Source organism: Streptomyces yangpuensis, assembly GCF_001005295.1.
GTDB classification, from domain to species: domain Bacteria; phylum Actinomycetota; class Actinomycetes; order Streptomycetales; family Streptomycetaceae; genus Streptomyces; species Streptomyces yangpuensis.
This window is the reverse complement of the sequence record NZ_LBMK01000005.1, coordinates 478,652-499,487: the sequence shown is the minus strand read 5'-3', so window position 1 is coordinate 499,487 and position 20,836 is coordinate 478,652. Positions and strand designations below refer to the sequence as shown.

The 20,836-nt window shown below is 74.0% G+C and carries 17 protein-coding genes; 6 read left to right on the top strand and 11 right to left on the bottom strand.

What is annotated here, in order from left to right; translation table 11 throughout:
• The 10 genes from AAT21_RS26155 to AAT21_RS26115 form a co-directional block, all read right to left on the bottom strand.
• Window positions 1-186 (bottom strand): phage tail protein (locus AAT21_RS26155; protein ID WP_046779354.1); only part of this gene is annotated, 186 nt, incomplete at its 3' end.
• 61 nt (window positions 187-247) lie between these two features.
• Window positions 248-3,292 (bottom strand): hypothetical protein, encoded by a 3,045-nt coding sequence (locus AAT21_RS26150; protein WP_157879789.1) that lies wholly within the window; start codon window positions 3,290-3,292, stop codon window positions 248-250.
• Window positions 3,293-3,392: 100 nt separating this feature from the next.
• Window positions 3,393-3,551 (bottom strand): DUF6760 family protein, encoded by a 159-nt coding sequence (locus AAT21_RS38220; protein ID WP_167344733.1) that lies wholly within the window; start codon window positions 3,549-3,551, stop codon window positions 3,393-3,395.
• Window positions 3,548-4,045: a zinc-ribbon domain-containing protein gene (locus tag AAT21_RS26145; RefSeq protein ID WP_030664145.1), complete on the bottom strand. Its 498-nt coding sequence runs from the start codon at window positions 4,043-4,045 to the stop codon at window positions 3,548-3,550. The genes AAT21_RS38220 and AAT21_RS26145 overlap by 4 nt, the downstream gene beginning before the upstream one ends.
• Window positions 4,042-4,482 (bottom strand): phage tail protein, encoded by a 441-nt coding sequence (locus AAT21_RS26140; RefSeq protein ID WP_030031999.1) that lies wholly within the window; start codon window positions 4,480-4,482, stop codon window positions 4,042-4,044. The genes AAT21_RS26145 and AAT21_RS26140 overlap by 4 nt, the downstream gene beginning before the upstream one ends.
• A 74-nt stretch (window positions 4,483-4,556) precedes the next feature.
• The gene (locus AAT21_RS26135) at window positions 4,557-6,116 is read right to left on the bottom strand and encodes a phage tail sheath family protein (RefSeq protein ID WP_046779352.1); all 1,560 of its coding nucleotides are present in this window, start codon (window positions 6,114-6,116) and stop codon (window positions 4,557-4,559) included.
• A gap of 160 nt (window positions 6,117-6,276) precedes the next feature.
• Window positions 6,277-8,367, bottom strand: a complete 2,091-nt coding sequence (locus tag AAT21_RS26130; protein WP_046779463.1) for an ATP-binding protein — start codon at window positions 8,365-8,367, stop codon at window positions 6,277-6,279.
• Between the two features lie 140 nt (window positions 8,368-8,507).
• On the bottom strand, window positions 8,508-9,212 hold the full coding sequence (locus AAT21_RS26125) for a DUF4255 domain-containing protein (RefSeq protein WP_046779351.1): 705 nt from the start codon (window positions 9,210-9,212) through the stop codon (window positions 8,508-8,510).
• A complete protein-coding gene (locus AAT21_RS26120; protein ID WP_046779350.1) occupies window positions 9,209-12,358 on the bottom strand; it encodes a TolB-like translocation protein in 3,150 nt (1,049 codons plus the stop codon). The genes AAT21_RS26125 and AAT21_RS26120 overlap by 4 nt, the downstream gene beginning before the upstream one ends.
• Before the next feature lie 223 nt (window positions 12,359-12,581).
• Window positions 12,582-13,301 (bottom strand): helix-turn-helix transcriptional regulator, encoded by a 720-nt coding sequence (locus AAT21_RS26115; protein ID WP_079025958.1) that lies wholly within the window; start codon window positions 13,299-13,301, stop codon window positions 12,582-12,584.
• A gap of 186 nt (window positions 13,302-13,487) precedes the next feature.
• Between AAT21_RS26115 and AAT21_RS26110 the strand changes: the two genes are divergently transcribed.
• Entirely contained in the window at window positions 13,488-14,840 is a 1,353-nt protein-coding gene (locus AAT21_RS26110) for a COG1470 family protein (protein ID WP_412180338.1), read from the top strand.
• Window positions 14,841-15,175: 335 nt separating this feature from the next.
• Here the strand turns inward: AAT21_RS26110 and AAT21_RS26105 are convergent, their stop codons facing one another.
• A complete protein-coding gene (locus tag AAT21_RS26105) occupies window positions 15,176-15,784 on the bottom strand; it encodes a hypothetical protein (RefSeq protein ID WP_079025956.1) in 609 nt (202 codons plus the stop codon).
• A 133-nt stretch (window positions 15,785-15,917) separates the two neighbouring features.
• Between AAT21_RS26105 and hemL the strand changes: the two genes are divergently transcribed.
• The 5 genes from hemL to AAT21_RS26080 all read left to right on the top strand — a co-directional run bounded on the left by hemL (window position 15,918) and on the right by AAT21_RS26080 (window position 20,830).
• Window positions 15,918-17,240: a glutamate-1-semialdehyde 2,1-aminomutase gene (gene hemL / locus AAT21_RS26100; protein WP_046779348.1), complete on the top strand. Its 1,323-nt coding sequence runs from the start codon at window positions 15,918-15,920 to the stop codon at window positions 17,238-17,240.
• The gene (locus AAT21_RS26095) at window positions 17,237-17,935 is read left to right on the top strand and encodes a histidine phosphatase family protein (RefSeq protein WP_046779347.1); all 699 of its coding nucleotides are present in this window, start codon (window positions 17,237-17,239) and stop codon (window positions 17,933-17,935) included. Before hemL ends, AAT21_RS26095 begins: the two co-directional genes overlap by 4 nt.
• 188 nt (window positions 17,936-18,123) lie before the next feature.
• On the top strand, window positions 18,124-19,347 hold the full coding sequence (locus AAT21_RS26090) for a polysaccharide deacetylase family protein (protein ID WP_046779460.1): 1,224 nt from the start codon (window positions 18,124-18,126) through the stop codon (window positions 19,345-19,347).
• 78 nt (window positions 19,348-19,425) lie between these two features.
• Window positions 19,426-20,052 (top strand): TlpA family protein disulfide reductase, encoded by a 627-nt coding sequence (locus tag AAT21_RS26085; protein WP_046779346.1) that lies wholly within the window; start codon window positions 19,426-19,428, stop codon window positions 20,050-20,052.
• A gap of 4 nt (window positions 20,053-20,056) precedes the next feature.
• Window positions 20,057-20,830 (top strand): cytochrome c biogenesis CcdA family protein, encoded by a 774-nt coding sequence (locus AAT21_RS26080; RefSeq protein ID WP_046779345.1) that lies wholly within the window; start codon window positions 20,057-20,059, stop codon window positions 20,828-20,830.
• The last annotated feature ends 6 nt before the right edge of the window (window positions 20,831-20,836 follow it).

Sequence of the window (20,836 nt, the reverse complement as noted above, 5' to 3'; positions counted from 1 at the left end):
GAGGGTGATGTTCGACCAGGTCACGCGGCCGGGCAGCTGCCAGGTGAAGCCGTTGTTGCCGCCCTCGGCATAGCTCTCCATCTCGACCTCGGCGCCCATGCCGGAGCAGGTGTGGAAGGCGCCGAGGTCGTTGCCGCCGATCGCCAGCCGGAAGAACACGCTGGTTGCGAAGATGTTGTCCGTCATCGGTCCGTCGTCGTCCGTTTCTCGTTCGTACGTGTCCTCAGCCGTGCTCTCGGCCGTGTTCTCAGCGGCGGCCGTCGAAGGGCCGGCCCGCGCGTTCCCGGCCGCGCCGCAGCTCGGTGCGCAGCAGGCGCGCGACCGGGTCGAGAAGGCGCCGTGCCAGGTCGTCCAGGTCGAGGTCGCCGCCGCCGTGCGCGGCGGCGTCGCGCGCACCGTCCGGCCGGCCCGCCGAGGTCCCGCCGGGCCGGGCCGAGCGGGCCGGGCCGAGCGGGCCGGGCCCGCTCCGGCCGCCACCGGTGTCGCGCTGCACCGGGGGCGGCGGGCCGGCCGGAGGCGGCGGTGCGGGGACGGTCGCCGGCGGGCCGCCGGCGGGGGCCGGCGCCTTGGGCCGTACGACGGGTACGGAGCCGGCGACCGGAGTGGCGGGCGCCGGCTGGACCACGAGCGGGGGCGTGTACGGACCGGTCACGGGCAGGGGAGTGGCGGTGGCCCGGGCCGCGGGCGTCGGGCGTACGGCCTGTGCGGGGCGTGGGGCGGGGGTACGTGCGGCGGCGGGTGCCGAGGCTCGCTGTACGGGCTGCTGCGGTGCCGGCTGCTGCGGTGCCGGCTGCTGCGGTGCTGTGGTGGACGGGGCGGCCCAGCGCGCCGGGACCACGGGGCGGCTCGCCGGACGGGGTGCGACGGCGGGTGCGCTCCCCATGCCGGCCGCGTCCTGGGTACCGAGGGCGAGGGGGCGCGCCGCCAGCAGCTGGAGGGACGGGGGCGTCGTACGGGCCGCGCGCGCCCCGCCGACGGTGCGCGCGGCGACGAGCGGGACCGGCCGCGAGGGTGCGCCGGTACGGCGGGGCGCCGTGCCTGTGCCTGTGCCTGTGCCCGTGCGTGGCCGGGGGGCGTGGACGGACGGGGTCGAGGGCCGCGCGGCGGCAACCGTCGGCATCGAGGGCAGCGGCGCCCCCAGCCCGGAGCGCACGCGCGGCACGGCGGGCACGGCCGTGGCCGGGAGCGCGGCGAGCGGCTCGCCGAGCGGCGCGCGGGTGCGCACCGGCTTCTCGCCCGCCGGGCCGCTGGGTTCTGCCTGGCGCTGCATGGTGGGCAAGGCGGGGCTGGTGGTGGCCGGTGCGGGGGCCGGCGGTGTGGCGGTGGGCGGGAGGTGGGTGAGGGGCTCGCCGAGCGGGGCGCGGGTGCGCATCGGCTTCTCGGCCGCCGGGCCGGTGGCCGCGGGTTCGGTCTGGCGTTGCACCGTGGGCATGGCCGGGCCCGGTGTGGCCTGTGCGGGGGCCGGCGGTGTGGCGGTGGGCGGGAGTTGGGTGAGGGGCTCGCCGAGCGGGGCGCGGGTGCGCATCGGCTGGGCGGGGGCGCCGGCGGTCGGCTCCGCCGTGCCGGTGGCCGCAGCCTCTGCGTGGCGCTGCACGGCGGGCCTGGCGGGGCTCGGGGTGGCCGGGGCGTGGGTGTGCGTCCGCTGGACGGGGGTCTCCGCCGTGGGCTGTTGGGCCGGGGTCTCGGACTCCGGCTGGCGTTGCACCGTGGGCATGGCGGGGCCCGGGGTGGCCCGTGCGGGGGGTGGCGGTGTGGCGGTGGGCGGGAGGTGGGTGACGGGCTCGCCGAGCGGGGCGCGGGTGCGCATCGGCTGGGCGGGAGTCTCGCTCGCCGTGCGCTGCACGGTGGGTGCGTGCGGTGCCGGGCCGCTTGCCGCAGGTTCGGCCTGACGTTGCACCGTCGGCCTGGCGGGGCTCGGGGTGGCCGGGGCGGGGGTCTCCGCCGGGCCGGTGGCCGCGGATTCGGTCTGACGTTGCACCGTGGGCATGGCCGGGCCCGAGGTGGCCTGTGCGGGGGTCGACGGTGTGGCGGTGGCCGGGAGTTGGGTGAGGGGCTCGCCGAGCGGGGCGCGGGTGCGCATCGGCTGGGCGGGGGCGTCGGCGGTCGGCTCCGCTGGGCCGGTGGCCGCAGCCTCTGCGTGGCGCTGCACGGCGGGCCTGGCGGGGCTCGGGGTGGCCGGGGCGTGGGTCTTTGCCGTGGGCTGTTGGGCCGGGGTCTCGGACTCCGGCCGGCGTTGCACGGTGGGCATGGCGGAGCCCGGGGTGGCCGGTGCGGGGGCCGACGGCGTTGCGGTGGCCGGGAGTTCGGTCAGGGGCTCGCCGAGCGGGGCCCGGGTGCGCATGCGCCGGACGGGGGCGCCGGCGGTCGGCTCCGCCGGGCTGCTCGCCGCGGGTTCGGCCGTGCGCTGCACCGTGGGCATGGCCGGGGTCTCGGGGACCGCTTGGTGCTGCACCGTCGGCATCGCGGGGCCAAGGGTGGTGGGCGGGATTTCGGTGATCGGGGCCCGGGTGCGCATGCGCTGGACGGGGGTGTCCGGGCCGGCAGCCGTGGGTGTGGCGGTGGCCGGTCGTACGGCGGGTACGCGGCGCCGCGGGGTCGCCGGGACCCGGGCGGTGGTGAGCGCACGTGCGACGGGGCGCGGCCGGACCGTGACGGTGCCGGGCGCGCTCTCGCCCGTACGGCTGGGCCGGGTGTCCGAGGCGGCCCGTACGGACGGGGCGGACGATCCGGGGACCACCGCGATGCGGCGGACCACCGGGAAGTGCGCGGGTGCCAACGTACGGGCGGGCTCGGCGGCCCGCTGCACGGCTGCGGGGTGCGGGGACGTGAGGCCCCGCGTACCGGCCGTGGCCGCAGAGGCGCCGGGGTCCGCGGACGACCCGGGCCGTACGGCACCCGGCGTTGCCGCGGCCCCGCGGGCCATGGCCCGCGAGACGGTCGGCCCCGGCGGCGGGGTGGCGGGTGCGGCTCCCGCCGGCTCGGGCCCGGTGGGCAGTGCCCGCAGCAGCAGCGGGCCGCCGCCGCTGGGGGCGGGGCGGGCCGTGGCGGGGCGGGCGACCCCGCGGACGAGTCCGGCCGGGGCGGACGGCAGCAGGCCGTGGGCGAGCCCGGTGTCGAACGAAGGGTCGCGCCATGCGGCCAGGCCGGAGCGGAAGGCGAGCCCGTCGCTGACGCCCGTGACCGACCGCGAGACGGTCAGCGGGGGCGGCGTGGTCGCGCGCCAGCCGCCGTCCCAGTCGCCGGGCACGGTGGGCCCGCCGGGCACGCCAGGCCCACCGGGTACGGCGGTCACGCCAGGCCCGGTGCCTCGCGCGCCCGCGCCGCCCCGGGCCCCGGCAGCGGTGTCCGGCACGGCGGTGCGCCGGCGCAGCCTGTCCCGCCATGCCATCTGCTCAACCGCCTTCGTTCACACGGGTGTTGATACGAGCTATCTCGGTGACCCAGTCCTGGCGCTCGCCGTGGGTCAGGTCGAGGATCTCGTCGCGCCGCCAGTGGAAGTGGTAGGCGATGTACGCGATCTCCTCCCGGAGCCGGGGGAGCGCGTACGTCACGATTCCCCCAGGCGCCCACCGGAGAGGTCGACCTCGAAGCCGCCGTCGCAGTGCGGGCAGGTGACCGCCGCGCGGGTGTGGCCCTCGCTGTTGACGCGCCGGTAGAAGTCCTGGAGGAACGCGACATCGGTCGCGTACATCCGCTCGACGACCCCGGCGTGCACGTCGGTGATGGTGCCGAGCCGGGTGATCACCTGGCTCAGCAGCACCACGCTCAGGTACGCCGGGTTCTCCTTGACCCGCAGGTCGATCTGCGGGCGGAGCTCGTCGCGCGCGGTGGCCAGGCGCATCGCACCGTGCCGGTGCACCGTGCCCGCCTCGTCCACGTACCCGCGCGGCAGCTCGAACTCGAACTCCGTGCGCAGCCCGTGGTCCTCGCGGGGGGCCGGAGCGGCGGCGGCCGGGGGTGCCGCCGCCTGCTCCGGGGCCTGGGCGGGCGCCGTGACCTGGAGGATCTCCTCCAGGCTGCCCGCGGTCACCGTACGGCGCCTCATTCGACGATGATCTCCTCGAACACGATGGTCACGGACTCGGTGGCCGCGGCGGACTCGCCGGCCTTGAGGGAGGGGCCCTCCCACTTGGAGGCCCAGCCCTGCATCAGCTGGATGCGGCGGATGGTCGCGCCCGTGGAGTCCTTGATCTCGATCGTGAGGTTCTGCCGCGCGGTGTCGACGGCGCCGTTGTTCAGCGTCTCCTTGATCCACTTGGTGAACTCGCTGCTCTTGTCGAGTCCCCGGGTGATCGTGACCTCGCCCGCCTGGCGCGCGCCGGGCTGCTTGCGGATGATCTGCTTGCCCTCCGCGCTGACCTGGCGGACCTCGACGACCTCTTCCTCGACGGTCAGGCCGCTGATCTCCTGGATCGATTCGACCAGGTAGCCGCCGAGCTGCACGCCGAAGATATGGGTGGAAAGAGCATCGCCCTCTGCCATGACTGTCCTTCACCTTTCCTTGCTGATGCTGCTGGTGCTGCCGGTGCCGGTGCTGCTGCCGCTGCCCGGGCGGGTCACTCGTCGACGAGGCTGGTGCTGTCGGAGAACTGGGCCAGCCGGAACACCACGAACTCGGCGGGCTTGACCGGCGACACACCGATCTCGCAGACCACGCGACCCTGGTCGATCGACTCCTGCGGGTTGTTGTCCCGGTCGCACTTGACGTAGAACGCCTCCGCCGCCGTGCGGCCGAACAGCGCGCCGCGGCGCCACTCCTCGGTCAGGAAGGCGGTGACGTTGCGCCGGATACTGGACCAGAGCCGGTCGTCGTTCGGCTCGAACACCACCCACTGGGTGCCCAGGAGGATAGACTCCTCCAGGTAGTTGAAGAGGCGGCGCACGTTCAGGTAGCGCCAGGCCGGGTCGGAGGAGAGGGTGCGCGCGCCCCAGATCCGGATGCCGCGGCCGGGGAAGGCCCGTACGCAGTTCACGCCGATCGGGTTGAGCAGGTCCTGCTCGCCCTTGCTCAGGCGCAGCTCCAGGTCCACCGCGCCGCGGATCACCTCGTTGGCGGGGGCCTTGTGCACGCCGCGCTCGGCATCGCTGCGCGCCCACACACCGGCGATGTGGCCGCTCGGCGGGACGGTGGTGTTGCGGCCGGCGGCCGGGTCGAAGACCTTCACCCACGGGTAGTAGAGGGTGGCGTAGCGGGAGTCGTAGCCGGCCTCGTCGTTGCGCCAGTTGCGCACCTGCTGTGCGGACAGCCCGGGCGGGGTGTCCAGGACGGCCACCCGGTCGCCCATCTGCTCGCAGTGGGAGATCACCGCGAGCTGTACGGTGCGCACGCCCTCGGAGTCGATGTCGCCGCGCTGGTAGGCGCTCATCAGGTCCGGCACCGCGACCATGGTGATCTCGTCGATGGTCTCCAGACCGGCGAAGCCGGTGCGGGCGCCCGCGTCGCCGACGTACTCGGCCGGGTCGAGCCGGGACACGGTGCCGTTCCCGGCCGCGGCGGCCACGGCGCCGGGGGCGTCGGGCAGGGCCACGGTCTGGCCGGCGGGCCGGGTCTGGGCGGCGGACCGCTGCTCGGTGACCTCGATCAGCTTCGAGGCGCGGGCCTGGGTGACGAGGTAGCCCTTGACGTTCTTGCGGGCGGAGGCCTCGTAGGTCTCGGCGACCTGCTCGCCCTGGCGGACCAGGAGCTTGAAGCGGTCCTCCGGCGGGTTCTCCCCGTCGGCGTCGGCGATCTCCACGGACACGCCGGTGACGCCCGGCCGGGCCGTGATCAGGAAGCCGCCGAGCTCGACGGGCTGCGCCGCGCGGGCCTGGGGGACGGCACCCGCGGCGGCCGGTGCGGATGCGTCGCGGTCGGACCCGCCGATGCGGACGACGTACGCGGCGCCGCCGCCGTTGGCGAAGTATCCGTAGACCGCGTGGGGCAGGTAGGTGCCCTCGGCGAAGCCGCCGAAGTGCTGGGAGTACTGGTCCCAGCTGGTGACCAGCGTCGGTTCGTGGAAGGGCCCGCTCTGGGCGAACCCGACGAACGCGGCGACGGCGGTGCCGACCCCTTCGATCGGGCGAGCACCGGACTGCACCTCCTCCACGTACACGCCCGGGGTGAGGTACGTCGGCATGCTCGCTCCTTCGTCACGGCTTGCAATCAGGTCTGGTCACAGCCTCGCGCGCGACAGCCGGCGTCGGCAGGGACGTTCGGGCCCGGTCAGGGGCAGATGCACTGCCCTCGCGGTCGCCCCCGCCGAGCCGTCCAGGCAGCCGGGCCGGACCGCCTGCCGGTCACACGTCCGCCACCTGGCCCAGATACGGTCCGAACTCGCCCTCCAGGACCAGGCGTCCGAGCTTGCGGTACTCCTGGGCGACGGCGGTCATCACCTGGCGCATCGTCAGTGGCTCGCCGGAGGCCGCCGCGAAGTAGGCGGCCGTCACCGCGCAGGCCCGGATGGAGCCCCCGGCCAGTTCGAACCGGTCGGCGCAGAACCCGAGATCGACGTCGTCGGCCCGCGGCAGCCGGTCGCCCAGGCACCGTTCCCACAGGGCGCGGCGCTGGACGGCGTCGGGGACGGGGAAGTCCGCGATCACGTCGAGCCGGCGGGTGAACGCCTCGTCGAGGTTGGCCCGCAGGTTGGTGGTCAGGATGGCGATGCCGTCGAAGGACTCCATCCGCTGGAGCAGGTACGCCGACTCCATGTTGGCGTGCTTGTCGTGAGAGTCCTTCACGTCCGAGCGCTTGCCGAAGATCGCGTCGGCCTCGTCGAAGAGGAGTACCGCGTTGACGGCCGAGGCCTCGGTGAAGATCCGTTCCAGGTTCTTCTCGGTCTCCCCGACGTACTTGTCGACGACCGTGGACAGGTCCACCACGTACAGGTCCATGCCCAGGTCGGCGGCCACCACCTCGGCGGACATGGTCTTGCCCGTGCCGGATGAGCCCGCGAACAGGGCGATCACCCCGCGGCCGCGGCCGCCGCCGGGCCGCATGCCCCACTGCCCGAGCACCTGGTCGCGGTGGCGAGCGCGCACCGCGAGGTCGCGCAGCCGGCGGTGCGTGGGGGCGGGCAGTACGAGGTCGTCCCAGCCCACCGCCGGTTCCACCCGGCGGGCGAGGCGGGCCAGGCCCGCGCCGTTCTGGGCCCGTACGGCGCTGCGCAGGTCGTCGGGGGAGACGGGCCGGCCGTCGAGGGCGGCGGTGCGCGACGCGGTGTCGGCGGCGCGCCGCAGCTGCCCGGCGTCGAGGCGGTGCGCGGACACGGACCGGGCGAGGGCCTCCGCCCCGGCCGCTTCACCGCCCGCCCCGGCCGCCGCCCCCCGGTCGCGGGCATCGTCCGTACGGCCGTGCTCCGCGGCGGCCCGTTCCAGCGCGTGCCGCCAGCGCACGGCCTGCCGCTCGGGGGTGGGAGCCGTGACGGTCAGGGAGACAGGGGTGGCGGCCGCCCAGGCGGGCTCCCAGCCGCTCGTGCCGTGCGTGAACAGCGGGATGCCGCGCAGCACCGTGCACAGCGTGCGCAGGACGTGCGCCCGCTCGTCGGGCTTGTCGGGCAGCGCCTCCAGCGGCCCGAGCAGTACGCCGGCGCCCAGCAGCCTGGCCTCGCGGGCGGCGGCGCGGGCCAGCGCCGGCAGGGCGCGGGTCCGGTGGGTCAGCGCCACCGGGTCCAGGACCAGCAGGCCCAGCCCGCGGGCTTGCAGTGCGGCGGCGGCCAGCCCTTCGGGGTCACCACCGCGGGTGCGCAGATGGACGTGACCGGTGCCGCTCGCGCCCGCGGCGGCGGCCAGGTGCAGTTCGCCGGGGTCGACGGCCGGATCGTCGGCGGCCTCGCCGAGCACCTCGGCCAGGTCCGGATCGGGCGAGGCGTCGCCGAGCAGGTGGGCGGTGACCCGGTCCGGGACGGTCAGCGTCCGGGACAGAGGCGGCCGTTCGGGATCGGTGACCTCCAGCAGGCCGCCCGCGACGAGCGGGGCGCCGGGGGAGAGCCGGAAGCGAGCGGCGGCGGCGTGGTCGCGGCCGCACAGTGCGAGGGCGAGCCCCACGGTCGGCCGGCGGCGGGTCAGGTCGTCGTTGAGGTAGCCGTAGAGCCGTTCGAACCGGGCATCGAGGTCCGGGGCCAGGGCGACCAGGAGCAGGTCCAGGTCGACGGGCTCCAGCCCGAAGCGCGCGGCGAGGACGTCGAGCGGCGAGCCGGGCGGCGGCGGCCCGGCCGGTGCGAGGGCGGGCAGGCCGGGGCCGTGCTCCTCGCCCCCGTCCAGGATCCGGGCGACCGCCTCGGGCGTGAGGTACTGGCCGCGGTAGGGGTCGTCCGGGTCGGGATCGACGGAGCGCCGCAGCGCCACGGCGTGCCGGACCCGGTCCTCGACGAGCCGGAGCCGCGCCCACAGGTACGGGACCCCGTCCCCGCGACCCGGATCCCGGCCCGTGACCCGTTCCTGGGCCGGAGCCTGTTCCCGGGCGGGAGCCGCAGCCTGTTCCTGGGCCACGGCCGGGGCCTGCTCCCGGGCCGGAGGCCGAAGGGTGTGCGTCACGGCTGCCGTTCTCCTCGTCGGCGGCGGGCGGGGGCCTGGGGCCGTTCCCGGGAGCCGCCGAAGCCCTCCGGTCCCGGTGCGCCCAGTTCGACGTAGCGCAGCCGGCGCCGGCTCCCGTCGCCGTCCGGTCCTGTCTGCGGTACGGAGTTCACCACGAGGCCCTGGGTGACGGGCGGGGCCGCCACCTTGCTGATGCCGGCCAGCGGAGCCTTCACGCGCAGTCCGAGGGACGGCTTCAGTTCGCCGCCCAGCGCCGACCACACGTCGGAGGCGGCCGGGGCGTCCATGCCGGTGCCGCCCGCGTCCACGTCCACGAGCAGGCCGAGGTCGGCGAGCGTGCCGGTGAGCAGGCGCGGCGGCAGCGTGTCGGTGGCGACGAGGCAGGACAGCACCTGGGACAGCAGCCGGTGCTCGTCCTGCGGCCTGCTCGCCCAGGCGGTGACCAGGTACGTCAGCTCGAACCAGCGCGGCGGGGTGCGGCGCGCGACGACGAGTCCGTCCTCGTCGTACACCTCGCCCCCGCCGCTGCCGCGCCGAGTCGGGTCCTCCCGGATGTCGTACAGGAACACGCAGACGGTGGGCGCGCTGCGGCGGGCGGCCCAGTCGCGGGTCGGCGCGTCGAAGACGACCTCGACGCCCGACGCCTCCAGGCCGGATTCCGCCAGCAGCCGCCGCAGCCCTTCGTCGACCTCGTGGATCACCGGCGGGCCACCTCGTCGGGCGGCTGCACCGTGCCGTTGACCACGAGGAAGTCGGTCTGCACGGGGGAGAATCCGGGGCCGCTCGCGGTGATGATGCGCGGGCCGGTCTGGTCCTTGGCGAGGATCAGCAGCTGGCCGATGAAGGTGCCGTCGGCCTGGGGCACGGTCGGTGCGGCCGCCGCGGTGATGCCCGGCTTCCACGCGAACCGCACCGGCGCGCCGGGCGGGAAGTCCTCGCCGCGGACCGAGGTGACGAAGCCGGGCCTGCCGATCGGCGGGACGGCGACGATGCGCGGCTGGAGGATGCGCAGCTGCTGGCGGGCGGCGTTGTCGCCGGGGTCGGCGTCCGTGCCGGTCGTGGTGAGGGTCGCGGTGATCTCGGCGGTGAGCGCCTTGTCGGGGCTGAGGACGACCCGCAGGACGTTGCGGGCGCCCGGTGCCAGGTCCGGCAGTACGCACGTCCAGTTGCGGTCGCAGCCCGGCGGCGGGCCGTCGTGGGGGACGCCCTCGGGCAGGCCGAGGCGCAGTCGCAGGCCGGTGGCGAGGGCGCTGCGGCCGTTGGCGACGGTGTAGGTGACGACGACGCGGCCGCCGACGTAGCCGGGGTTCGGCTGTGCGGTGATGCTCACGCCGGGGCCGGCCTGGGGCGCGGGCGGCTGCGGTGCGGGCGCCGGTGCCGTGGGAGGCGTCGTGGGAGGCGTGGTGGGAGGCGTGGTGGGCGGGGTCGTGGGCGGGGTCGGCTTCGGCGTCGGGGTGGGCGTCGGCTTCGGCGGTACGGGGGCCTCGCGCACCGGCACCACGGTCCGGCCGGCGTTGTCGCTGGGGCGGGGGTCGAGGACGGTGCCGGTGACCGACCACTCCACGGGCTGGTCGCCGGGGGTGATGCCGGTGAGGGTGACGGTCACCGGGACGGTGGTGCCGGGCGGTACGACGCCCAGGGCGCAGGTCAGCGCTGCGGCGTCGCAGGTGGCGCCGGGGGCGGTGAGCCCGGTGACGCTCACGCCGAGCGGCGGCGCGACGGTCAGCCGGGTGCCGGGGGAGGCCGCCGGACCGTGGTTGACGACGTCGACGCGGACGGTGGCCGGGCCGCCGACGGTGAGCGGCGGGGTCCGCTCGGGCGCCCGCACCGCGAGGTCCACCGACTGCTGGACGGCGGGCTCCTTCTGACGGCCCGGCAGGCCGGTGACGAGCAGGTTGTGGGAGCCGGTCGCGACGTCCACCAGCTTCAGCTTCTCCGGGCTGCCCACGGCCCGGGAGCCGCGGCCGGTGAGCACGAGGGACTTGCCGTCGGCGGTCCAGGCGGCGTCACGGGGCTGGTAGGGGCCGTTGCCGGTGGTCTCGGGCAGTTCGCGGCCGCAGGCGCCCGGCTTGTCGCGGGCGGCGTCGGGCAGCAGGACCCGGCAGGTGCCGCCCGTGGCGGAGGCGAGGAGGATGCCGGTGCGCTCGTCGACGCGGCCGCCGCCGTTCTTGCGGTTGAAGGCGATCGTGGCGCCGTCCGGTGAGAACGCCGGGCTGTCGTCGATGACTTCGCAGGCGCCGAAGCAGACGGTGGCGCTCAGGTCGCGCTGCTGGTCGAGCCGGTCCACGGGCACGGTCCAGATGTGCTTGTTGCCGCCGTGGCCGTTGATCACCAGGTTGCGGGTGAAGGCGAGCATGGTGCCGTCGGAGGACCAGGTGGGCTGGGCGTCGCCGCCCCTGGGCCCGCCCGCGGGCGGGGTGATCTCGCTGCGGATCGCGCCGGTGGCGGCGTCCGCGATCAGGATGCGGCTGGGGCCCGCGGCCTCGCCGACGCCGCCGGGTGACGTACGGGTGAAGGCGAGGTACCTGCCGTCGGGGGAGAACGTCGGGTCGGTGTCCCAGTCCCTGGGGCCGCGGCCGGCCAGCGGCAGGGCCGCGGCGTCGGTGCCGTCGGCGTCCGCCATCCAGATCCGCTGGATCCGGGCGTCCGCCTTGCCCTCGAAGCGGGTCACCACGATCCTGCGCCCGTCGGGCGTGTAGCTCTGCCGTTCCGTCCACGGGTCGAAGCCGGGGCCCGGCCGGAACAGCGGGTCCTTGGCCGGGTCGGTGTTGGTGTCGGCCGCCGGGTCCTCGTCGAGGATGGTCAGGCCCAGGTCGCGCGGGTCGGAGCCGTCCGTCCGGGCGTCCTGAAGGGTCACGGCGTTCCGGCCGGCCGCCGAGATCCGCTCGACGACGGCGCCGCCGCCCTTGAGGGGGCCGAGCCAGGTGGGCGAGCCGATCTCGCGGTCCTCGCTGTACACGAGCTTCGGGGTGTCCGCAGAATGCGCGGGCACCTGGAAGACGTGGTCCCAGTCACCCTTGCAGTCACAGGTGCGGTCCGGGCTGAGGAAGAGCAGGCCGTTCCCGTCGGGCAGCCACGCTGCCCCCCGGGTCCGCCAGCCCGCCTGGGCGCCGGCCAGCAGCTGCCCGTCGGCGCGCCCGTTCGTCCACCGCAGGCGGGGCCCGGAGGCCCCGGTGGCGGTGTAGGCGATCACGTCGCGGTTCGTCGCGTCGTCGACCGGATTCCACACCGGTTCGGTGGCCCGGCCGTTCGCCGGGTCGGTGAGCCGGGTGGCGGCCCCGCCGCGCAGGGGGCGTACGTAGACCTGCGCTCCGGCGGCCCGGTCGGCGTCGGAGGAGTACGCCAGGCGTCCGCCCTCCGGGGAGACGGTGGGGTGTTCCTCGTTCGCCGGGGTGTCGGTCAGCCGGGTCAGGCCCGTGCCGTCGGTGCGTACGAGCCACAGGTCACGCTGGACGCCGCCGGCCGCGGCGCGCTGGGCCGAGTCGAAGACGACCGACCGCCCGTCGGGGGTCAGCCGGGGGTTGCCCACGTCCAGGCCGCTGGTCAGCCGGCGGACCGAGCCGTCCGCGGACCGCAGGTAGACCTGCGGGGTCCGCTCGTCGCGGCGGCTCGCGAAGACGAGCTGGTCGCCGAGCGCGGAGGGCTGGACGTCCAGGTGGACCGGCCCGTCACCGAACAGCGGGGTGCTGGTGTCGGTCTTGTCGCCCGCCACCCGCCCCAGGCTGCGGTGGCGCGTACCGGCGTACGCGACTCGGCTGTTCCCGGCGTCGGCCGCGAGGGGCTGCGCCCCGGCGTCGCCCGGTCCGGCGGCCGCCGTCACCGCGAGCAAGGGCGCCAGCAGCAGCATCGACGCGCCGGCCCTTCCCCAGCGGTGTCGCCGACGGCCGGACCTATCCGTGCCCCTCACGGCCCACCTCACAGTCCGGTCCAGCATCCTGCCTGTCACCCCGCCACCCTGCGGGCCGGCCGCGCGGGCCGGGAGGGCCGCGGGGCCGGACCCGGGGGAAGCGCCGCTTGCGCTTTCGGGCAGTGGCGGGCGGCCGGACCGTCCGCCACCGCCCCGTACGCGGTCAGATCAGCCCGTTGCGCAGGGCGTAGCCGACCGCGTGCGTCCGGTTGCGCAGCTGGAGACGCGTGATCACCTCGTGGAGCACGTTCTTGACGGTCCGTTCGGAGTAGGAGGTCTTGCGCGCGATCTCCGCGGTGTCCAGGCCCTCCGACACCAGGCGCAGCATGTCCGCCTCGCGCGAGGTCAGGGTGGACAGGGACACCGAGCGCGGGTCGAGCGCGGAGCGCTGCAGGCTGCCCATGTGGTCGAGGAGTTTCGCGAGCAGGTCGCCGGGCAGCACGCCCTCGCCGTTGGCTATCGCCAGGACCAGCCGCAGGAGCCGGTCCTGGTCGGCCTCGGCCCGCCGCAGGACCGCGCTGACCCCGCATTCGATGGCACGCTGCAGCGCGTCCCCCGACTCGAAGGTGCCGACCACGAGTCCGGTGCGGGTGTCGGGGTTGTGCCGCAGCCGGTACAGCAGTGCGGCCGTCTCGTCGTCCACGCTGTCCACGGTCACGAGCGACACCTGTGCGCGGTCGGCCTCCGTGTCCGGGACGAGCTCGATCTCGGGGCGTTGGCGCAGCTGGTGCACGACCCCGACGCGCAGGATCGGATCCGATGCGTACACGGCGACGCTCACCCGTCGGCCGGTTCTGCGGGGAGGAGCCGGGTTGGGGGGCTGGGATATCCCGGTGCCGGTGCCTGAGGTGAAGTTGGGGCTGGTGTTGTCAGCGCAGCGCATGTGTCGTACCTGTTCCGTGATGCGTATGTGGGGTGACGGAAGGCCGGCCGGGTCGGATCTCGACGCTGAGGTCCAACCGATGGCCGTACATGAGGAGTTGAGAAAGTCTGTGGGGGCATCCGGACTGCCCGGGGCGTTGCCCTCGCGTCCGTGGTGGCGGCCGGGGCGCCGCCGTAACGTCGTGGCGTGACATCCCCAGCTGCATCTCCCAGCCCTGGCGCGCCCGTCCTCGACATCGAGCCGGTGTCGGTGATGCCGGGCGGTATCGCCACCACGAGCCTGACCGTCCGCAACGACAGCGACATCGTCGAGGCGTACCGCCTGGAGGTCGTCGGCGACTGCGCTGCCTGGACCACGGTGGAACCCGAGCGCGTATCGCTGTATCCGGGCACCTCGGAGACGGTGACGATCCGTCTGGCGCCGCCCCGTTCGTCCCAGGTGCGGGCCGGGGACGTGCCGCTCGCCGTGCGGGTGCTGCCCACCGAGCAGCCCGATGCGGTACGGGTCCCCGAGACCACGGTGCATGTCGCGCAGTTCCGGGAACTGCGCGCAGAGAGCGCTCCCAAACGCCGCCGCGGATGGCTGCGAGGGCGATACCGCCTCGCCGTGCGCAACGAGGGGAACGCCCCGGTGAAGGTGGGCTTCACGCCCGCGCAGCCCGGCGAGGAGCTGAAGTTCGACTTCGCACCGGCCGCGTTGAAGCTGGAGCCGGGCGAGTCCGCCGAGGTGGTGCTGAAGGTCCGTACCGGTAGCCCGGTGTGGTTCGGATCCCCCGTGACCTGGCCGTTCACCGTGGAGGTGGCCGAGACGGGGGACGGCGAGGACGGTGACGCCGCCGCGGCGCGTCCCGAGCAGGAGGCCGTACGGGCGCCGCTGGAGGTGGAGTTCGTCCAGATCCCGATCTTCCCGACGTGGCTGCTCGCGGTACTGGCCGCGCTGCTCGCGCTGCTGCTCGCCTGGTTCATGCTGGTACGCCCGGCCGTGCGCTCCACGGCCAAGGAGGCCGCCGCCGAGGCCGCCAGGAATCCGGCTCCGGCCGCGGACGCGGCGGGGCAGACCCCGGTGGCCGGTGGCGGCAAGCAGCCGGGCGGCGCGGGTGCGGGCCCGGGGGCGGCCAAGGGCAACCAGCCCGGCGCGGGCGGCGGCGGCGGTGCCGGAACCGGCGGTGGCGGCGGTGGGGGCGGGCTGCAGAGCTCGGCCACCATCGACCTGCAGACCGGCGGCGGTCAGAGCAAGACCGGCTCGTACACGGTGCCCGCGGGCAAGGTCTTCGGGATCACGGACCTCGTCGTCGCCAACTTCCAGGGCGACGAGGGCGTGGTGACGATCAACTTCGGCGACCGCAAGATCACGACGATCGCGCTGGAGACGTTCCGAAACCAGGACTACCACTGGGTCACCCCCATCAGCATCACCGAGAGCCAGACTGTGACCGTGCAGGTGACCTGCGCAAAGCCGGGCACGCCGGCCACCGGCCGTCAGGCGCAGGAGTGCCACGAAGTCCTCAACGTGAGTGGTGTGCTGAGCGACCTCAGGTGACCCGAGCGGCACGGACATCGTCCGTCAGGCTCGCCCAGGAACAAAGCGGACCCGTGCCGGTCCGTCCGGAAAGTGCTTACCGGACGGACTGGTGACGGGTCGTCGGCAATCGCGCCTTCCGGCGCGGTAACGCCGTTCCACGGCTGTTTGCCGACCTACTGGGCGGTAGCAAGGCAGGTGAAAAATATGGCTGTAATTCGCTGTTGCTCCGAAGTTCCTCGCGGTCGCGCGCGAGGGCGCACCGCCCGGGCGCAGGGGCGGTGGGGTCGCCGGGGGTTACGGGTGGTAGCCGTCGCCGTGCAGTCGGTGGCTGAAATCCTGCGGTGAGGACCGGCTCAGGGCCAGACGAGGCAGTACGGCTGGTGGCCGGCCTCGTGGAGGCGGTGGCTGAAGTCCTGCCACTCGTGGAGCAGCTGGTAGACGTTGAAGGCGTCGCTCGGGCCGCCGCGGTCCGGGACCGTGGACCAGATGAAGGCGGCGGCGCCCACGGACTCCTCGCCGATCCCGCGGAGCGGGTCGACCGCGGTCATCGGGAGCTTCACCACCGCGTAGTCGGGGTGGAGCACGACCAGCTCCAGCGGCGGCACCTTGTGCAGGGGTATGCCCTCGATGCCTGTCAGGACCATCGCGGCCACCGTCTCCGGCTTGATCTTGGTGAACAGGCCGCCCATGCCGAGCTCGTCTCCGCCGAGCTCCTCCGGCCGCATCGTCACCGGCACCCGCGCCGCCGTCGCCCCGTCCGGGGCGCCGAAGTACTTGTACGTCACGCCCATGCCGCGGCCCCGGGGCACGTCCTCCGGCTCCGCCACGGGCTCCGGCGCGGCGTCGGCCGCCTCGGTCGCGCGCCGGCGGTGCTTTCCCCGGCGGCGGGCCTCGCGGGCTTCGCGGGCGCGCTGCGGATCGAGGCCGTCCGTACCCTCGCCCGGTCCACCACCGCGTTGCATATCTCCACCCGACTGGTCTTGCTCGTCCCGGCCCCGCGACCTCCGCCACGCAGCCTGATCATCATGGCAGTGACCTCCCCCGCGGCGACGCGGTGAAACGCCCGCCCGCAAGTCTGTCGCAGCCTCTGAGACCATGGCTGGTGTGAGCTACCCGTACCCGTATGAAGCCCCAGTTTCGCAGACGCTCTTCGAGCGCGCCTCCCTCGTGACCCCCGGCGGCGTGAACTCTCCCGTGCGCGCCTTCCGCGCCGTGGGCGGTACGCCCCGGTTCATGGTGTCCGGCACCGGTCCGTACCTCACCGATGCCGACGGCCGCGAGTACGTGGACCTCGTCTGCTCGTGGGGGCCGATGATCCTCGGCCACTCCCACCCCCAGGTGATCGAGGCCGTCCAGGCGGCCGTCGCCCGCGGTACCTCCTTCGGTACGCCCGGTGAGGGCGAGGTGGCGCTCGCGGAGGAGATCGTCGCGCGCATCGAGCCCGTCGAGCAGGTGCGCCTGGTGTCCTCCGGGACGGAGGCGACCATGTCGGCGATCCGGCTGGCACGCGGCTTCACCGGTCGCGCCAAGGTCGTGAAGTTCGCCGGCTGCTACCACGGTCACGTGGACGCCCTGCTGGCCGCCGCCGGTTCCGGTCTGGCGACTTTCGCGCTTCCGGACACCCCCGGCGTCACGGGCGCGCAGGCCGGCGACACGATCGTGCTGCCCTACAACGACCTCGAAGCGGTCCGGTCCGCCTTCGCCGCACACCCCGGTGAGATCGCCTGTGTGATCACCGAGGCGGCGCCCGGCAACATGGGCGTGGTCACCCCGGCCGAGGGCTTCAACCAGGGGCTCGCAAACCTGTGCCGCGAGAACGGCGCGCTCTACATCTCCGACGAGGTCATGACGGGCTTCCGCACCTCGCGCGCCGGCTGGTACGGCGTCGACGGGGTCAAGCCCGACCTGATGACCTTCGGCAAGGTCATGGGCGGCGGTTTCCCCGCCGCGGCGTTCGGCGGCCGCGCCGACGTCATGGGCCACCTCGCCCCCGCGGGTCCCGTCTACCAGGCCGGCACGCTCTCCGGTAACCCCATCGCCACCGCCGCCGGCCTCGCGCAGCTGCGGCTGCTCGACGCGGCGGCGTACGAGAAGGTCGACGCGGTCTCGGCGCAGATCCAGGGCCTGGTCACCGGGGCGCTCGCGAAGGAGGGCGTGGCGCACCGCCTGCAGACGGCGTCCAACATGTTCTCCGTCTTCTTCACCGAGGACGCCGTCCGCAACTACGACGACGCGAAGAAGCAGGAGAGCTTCCGTTTCAACGCGTTCTTCCACTCGATGCTGGCGCAGGGCGTCTACCTGCCGCCGTCCGCCTTCGAGTCCTGGTTCGTCTCCACCGCCCACGACGAGAAGGCGATCGAGCGCGTCGCGGCGGCACTGCCGGCCGCCGCCCGGGCCGCCGCGGAGGCCACGGCATGAGCGACGACGGCCGCGACGTGACGTCCGACCTCACCGTCGTGCACCTGGTGCGCCACGGCGAGGTGCACAACCCGGACGGGGTCCTGTACGGGCGCCGCGAGGGCTACCACCTCTCGGAGCTGGGCCGCCGGATGGCGGACCGGGTCGCCGAGCACCTCAAGAGCCGGGACATCGCCTACGTGGTGGCCTCCCCGCTGGAGCGGGCGCAGGAGACGGCCGAGCCGATCGCCAAGGCCCACGGCCTGGACCTGGCGACGGACGCGCGGCTGCTGGAGGCGGAGAACGTCTTCGAGGGCAAGACCTTCGGCGTCGGCGACGGCGCGCTGCGCAAGCCCGGCAACTGGAAGCACCTGACGAACCCGTTCAAGCCCTCCTGGGGCGAGCCGTACGTCGAGCAGGTGGTCCGGATGATGAGCGCGCTGGAGGCCGCACGCGACGCGGCCCGCGGCCGCGAGGCGGTGGCGGTCAGCCACCAGCTGCCGATCTGGATCGTGCGCAGCTTCGCCGAGAAGCGCCGGCTGTGGCACGACCCGCGCCGCCGCCAGTGCACGCTCGCGTCCCTGACGTCCTTCACGTTCCAGGGCGACCGGCTGGTCTCCGTGGGCTACAGCGAGCCGGCCCGGGACCTGGTCCCGGCGCACCTGCTGGCGGGTGCCAAGCCGGTGAAGGGCGCGTCCAAGGCGTTCGGCGCCTGATCAGGAGCTGCCGCGGTCCTGGTCCCGGTCGTGTCCGAAGGTCTGTTACGGGCCGTTACAGGCCTGTCTCATTAAATACAAGATGCGCGGGAATCACCGTGTCAGCACACATGTCCGGCCAACTTGTCCGTTTATATGGGCTTTGGGGTGGATGTGGTGACGACGATGGGGACGGTGACATGCGCGACATCAGGGGAGTCAGCCGGAGGGGGTTGCTGGGACTGGGACTTGGCGCCGCGGCGGCGATGGGAGTCGCCGGCTGCGGACTGCCCGACGTGTCCGGTCCCGGCACTCCCGGACCCGTGAGGAACCCGAAGCCCGGACAGAGGCCGGGCAGGCCCATCGGTGACGGCTCCACCGCCGACACCGGCCCGCAGCCCCACCAGCCGGACCGGCCCGTGCCCCTCCAGCCGGGCGAGACGCCGCCGCAGTTCGTGGTCTTCAGCTGGGACGGCGCGGGGGAGATCGGCAGCGGTCTCTTCCCGCGCTTCCTCAAGCTCGCCAGGGACCACGGCGCGACCATGACCTTCTTCCTCTCCGGCATCTACCTGCTGCCCGAGTCGAAGCGGAGCCTGTACCGGCCGCCGAACAATCCCGTCGGCGCGTCCGACATCGGCTACCTCAAGGACGAGAACGTCCGTGCCACCCTCGCCTGCCTGCGCGAGGCGTGGCTCGACGGGCACGAGATAGGGACGCACTTCAACGGCCACTTCTGCGGGGGCCCCGGCTCCGTCGCCCGCTGGACCCCGGCCGACTGGGAGAACGAGATCGACCAGGCCATGTCCTTCGTCACGGGCTGGCGCACCAACACCGGCTTCACCGACGTGGAGCCGCTGCCCTTCGACTACCGCAAGGAACTGACCGGCGCCCGCACCCCCTGCCTCCTGGGCCGGGACAACCTCCTGCCGACCGCCCGGAAGCTGGGCTGGCGCTACGACGCCAGCTCGCCCGGCGGCCTCCAGGTCTGGCCCGAACGCCGGTCGGGCGTCTGGGACCTGCCGCTGCAGTCCCTCCCCTTCCCGGGGCACTCCTTCGAGGTGCTGTCGATGGACTACAACATCCTCGCCAACCAGTCGAAGAACACCACGCAGGGCGTGCCCACCAACTACCCCGCCTGGCGCTCCCAGGCCACGGCCACCTACCTCGGCGGCTTCCGCCGGGCCTACGAGACCAATCGCGCACCCCTCTTCATCGGCAACCACTTCGAGGAGTGGAACGGCGGCATCTACATGGACGCGGTCGAGGAGGCGCTCAAGGGCATGGCAGACAAAAGAGACGTAAGGCTCGTATCCTTCCGGCAGTTCACCGACTGGCTGGAGGTCCAGGACCCCAAGGTGCTCGCCCGGCTGCGCACCCTCGGCCCCGGCCGGTCACCCACCGGTGGCTGGAACACATACCTCGCCGCCGCCTGACACGTCGCCTGACCAGGGCATTGACACCCGGCCGGGGGGTGCGGAAAATCCGCGAATTGCTCATGCGAAACTTTTCACATGAGCCTTAGCCGCGCCCCCCGACGCCGCTCACCCAGCGGCCGCGCCCTCCTGCTGACCGCGGTGACCGTCACCGGCGCCCTCACGCTCACGGCGTGCAGCGGTTCGGACAGCGGCAAGCCGACCGGCAGCGGCGGCAACTACGTCACGGGCGCGAGCGGCATCTCCACCTCCGTCAAGGGCGAGCGCACCGAGGCCCCGGGGCTCGACGGCGAGACCGTCGACGGCAAGACCCTCGACACGAAGGCCCTCAGGGGCAAGGTCGTCGTCCTCAACGTCTGGGGCTCCTGGTGCCCGCCGTGCCGCGCCGAGGCCCCGGCCTTCGCGAAGGTCTCCAAGGAGCTCGCCGACGCCGGCAAGGACGTCGTCTTCGTGGGCGTCAACGTCCGCGACAACAGCAAGCAGAACGCCGCCTCCTTCGAGGAGACCTTCGGGATCACCTACCCGAGCCTCTACGACCCCGACGGCAAGCTGCTGCTCCGCTTCCCCAAGGGCAGCCTCAACCCCAACGCCATCCCCTCCACGCTCGTCCTGGACCGGGAGGGCAAGATCGCCGCACGCACCCTGGCCCCCCTCGGCGAGGACAAGCTGCGCTCCATGATCGACCCCGTCCTCGCGGAGCAGTGACCTCGTGGTCCACTACGTGCTCGCCGCCGAGGTCACCGGGGTGAACGAGACCGTCCTGAACGGGGCGCTGCTGCTGGCGCTGCCGATCGCGCTCCTCGCGGGACTCGTCTCCTTCTTCTCGCCCTGCGTCCTGCCCCTGGTCCCCGGCTACCTCTCCTACGTGACCGGCGTCAGCGGCGCCGACCTCGCCGAGGCCCGGCGCGGACGCATGCTGGCGGGCGCGCTGCTGTTCATCGCCGGCTTCACCGCCGTCTTCGTCTCCACCGGAGCGCTCTTCGGCTTCTTCGGCCAGACCCTCCGGGAGAACAACGAGATCATCTCCCGCGTCCTGGGCGCAGTGGTGATCTTCATGGGCCTGTTCTTCATGGGGGCGATCCCGGGTCTGACGATGCGGGAGTTCCGCTTCCACCGGAAGCCGACGGCCGGCCTGCTCGGCGCGCCCCTGCTCGGTGTGCTCTTCGGGGTCGGCTGGACCCCCTGCATGGGCCCGACCCTCGCCGCCGTCACCACCCTCTCCCTCGACCAGGCGAGCGCCGGCCGCGGCGCGCTGCTGACGGTCGTGTACTGCCTGGGCCTCGGCGTGCCCTTCGTCCTCGCCGCGATCGCCTTCCGCAAGGCGCTCGGTGCATTCGGCTGGGTGAAGAAGCACTATGCATGGGTGATGCGCATCGGCGGCGGCATGCTGATCCTCACCGGCCTGCTGCTCGTCACAGGTTTGTGGGACAGCATCGTCACCGACATGCAGGCCTGGACCCAAAGCTTCACGGTGGGGATCTGAGGAACC

What these genes read in the sequence shown, in the direction of transcription:
- AAT21_RS26115 (WP_079025958.1), bottom strand. Translation starts at nt 13,301, where the DNA reads ATGCGCTGCGCTGACAACACCAGCCCCAACTTCACCTCAGGCACCGGC.
- AAT21_RS26135 (WP_046779352.1), bottom strand. Translation starts at nt 6,116, where the DNA reads ATGCCGACGTACCTCACCCCGGGCGTGTACGTGGAGGAGGTGCAGTCC.
- AAT21_RS26145 (WP_030664145.1), bottom strand. Translation starts at nt 4,045, where the DNA reads ATGAGGCGCCGTACGGTGACCGCGGGCAGCCTGGAGGAGATCCTCCAG.
- AAT21_RS26120 (WP_046779350.1), bottom strand. Translation starts at nt 12,358, where the DNA reads ATGCTGCTGCTGGCGCCCTTGCTCGCGGTGACGGCGGCCGCCGGACCG.
- AAT21_RS26095 (WP_046779347.1), top strand. Translation starts at nt 17,237, where the DNA reads ATGAGCGACGACGGCCGCGACGTGACGTCCGACCTCACCGTCGTGCAC.
- AAT21_RS26105 (WP_079025956.1), bottom strand. Translation starts at nt 15,784, where the DNA reads ATGCAACGCGGTGGTGGACCGGGCGAGGGTACGGACGGCCTCGATCCG.
- AAT21_RS26085 (WP_046779346.1), top strand. Translation starts at nt 19,426, where the DNA reads ATGAGCCTTAGCCGCGCCCCCCGACGCCGCTCACCCAGCGGCCGCGCC.
- AAT21_RS26140 (WP_030031999.1), bottom strand. Translation starts at nt 4,482, where the DNA reads ATGGCAGAGGGCGATGCTCTTTCCACCCATATCTTCGGCGTGCAGCTC.
- hemL (WP_046779348.1), top strand. Translation starts at nt 15,918, where the DNA reads ATGGCTGGTGTGAGCTACCCGTACCCGTATGAAGCCCCAGTTTCGCAG.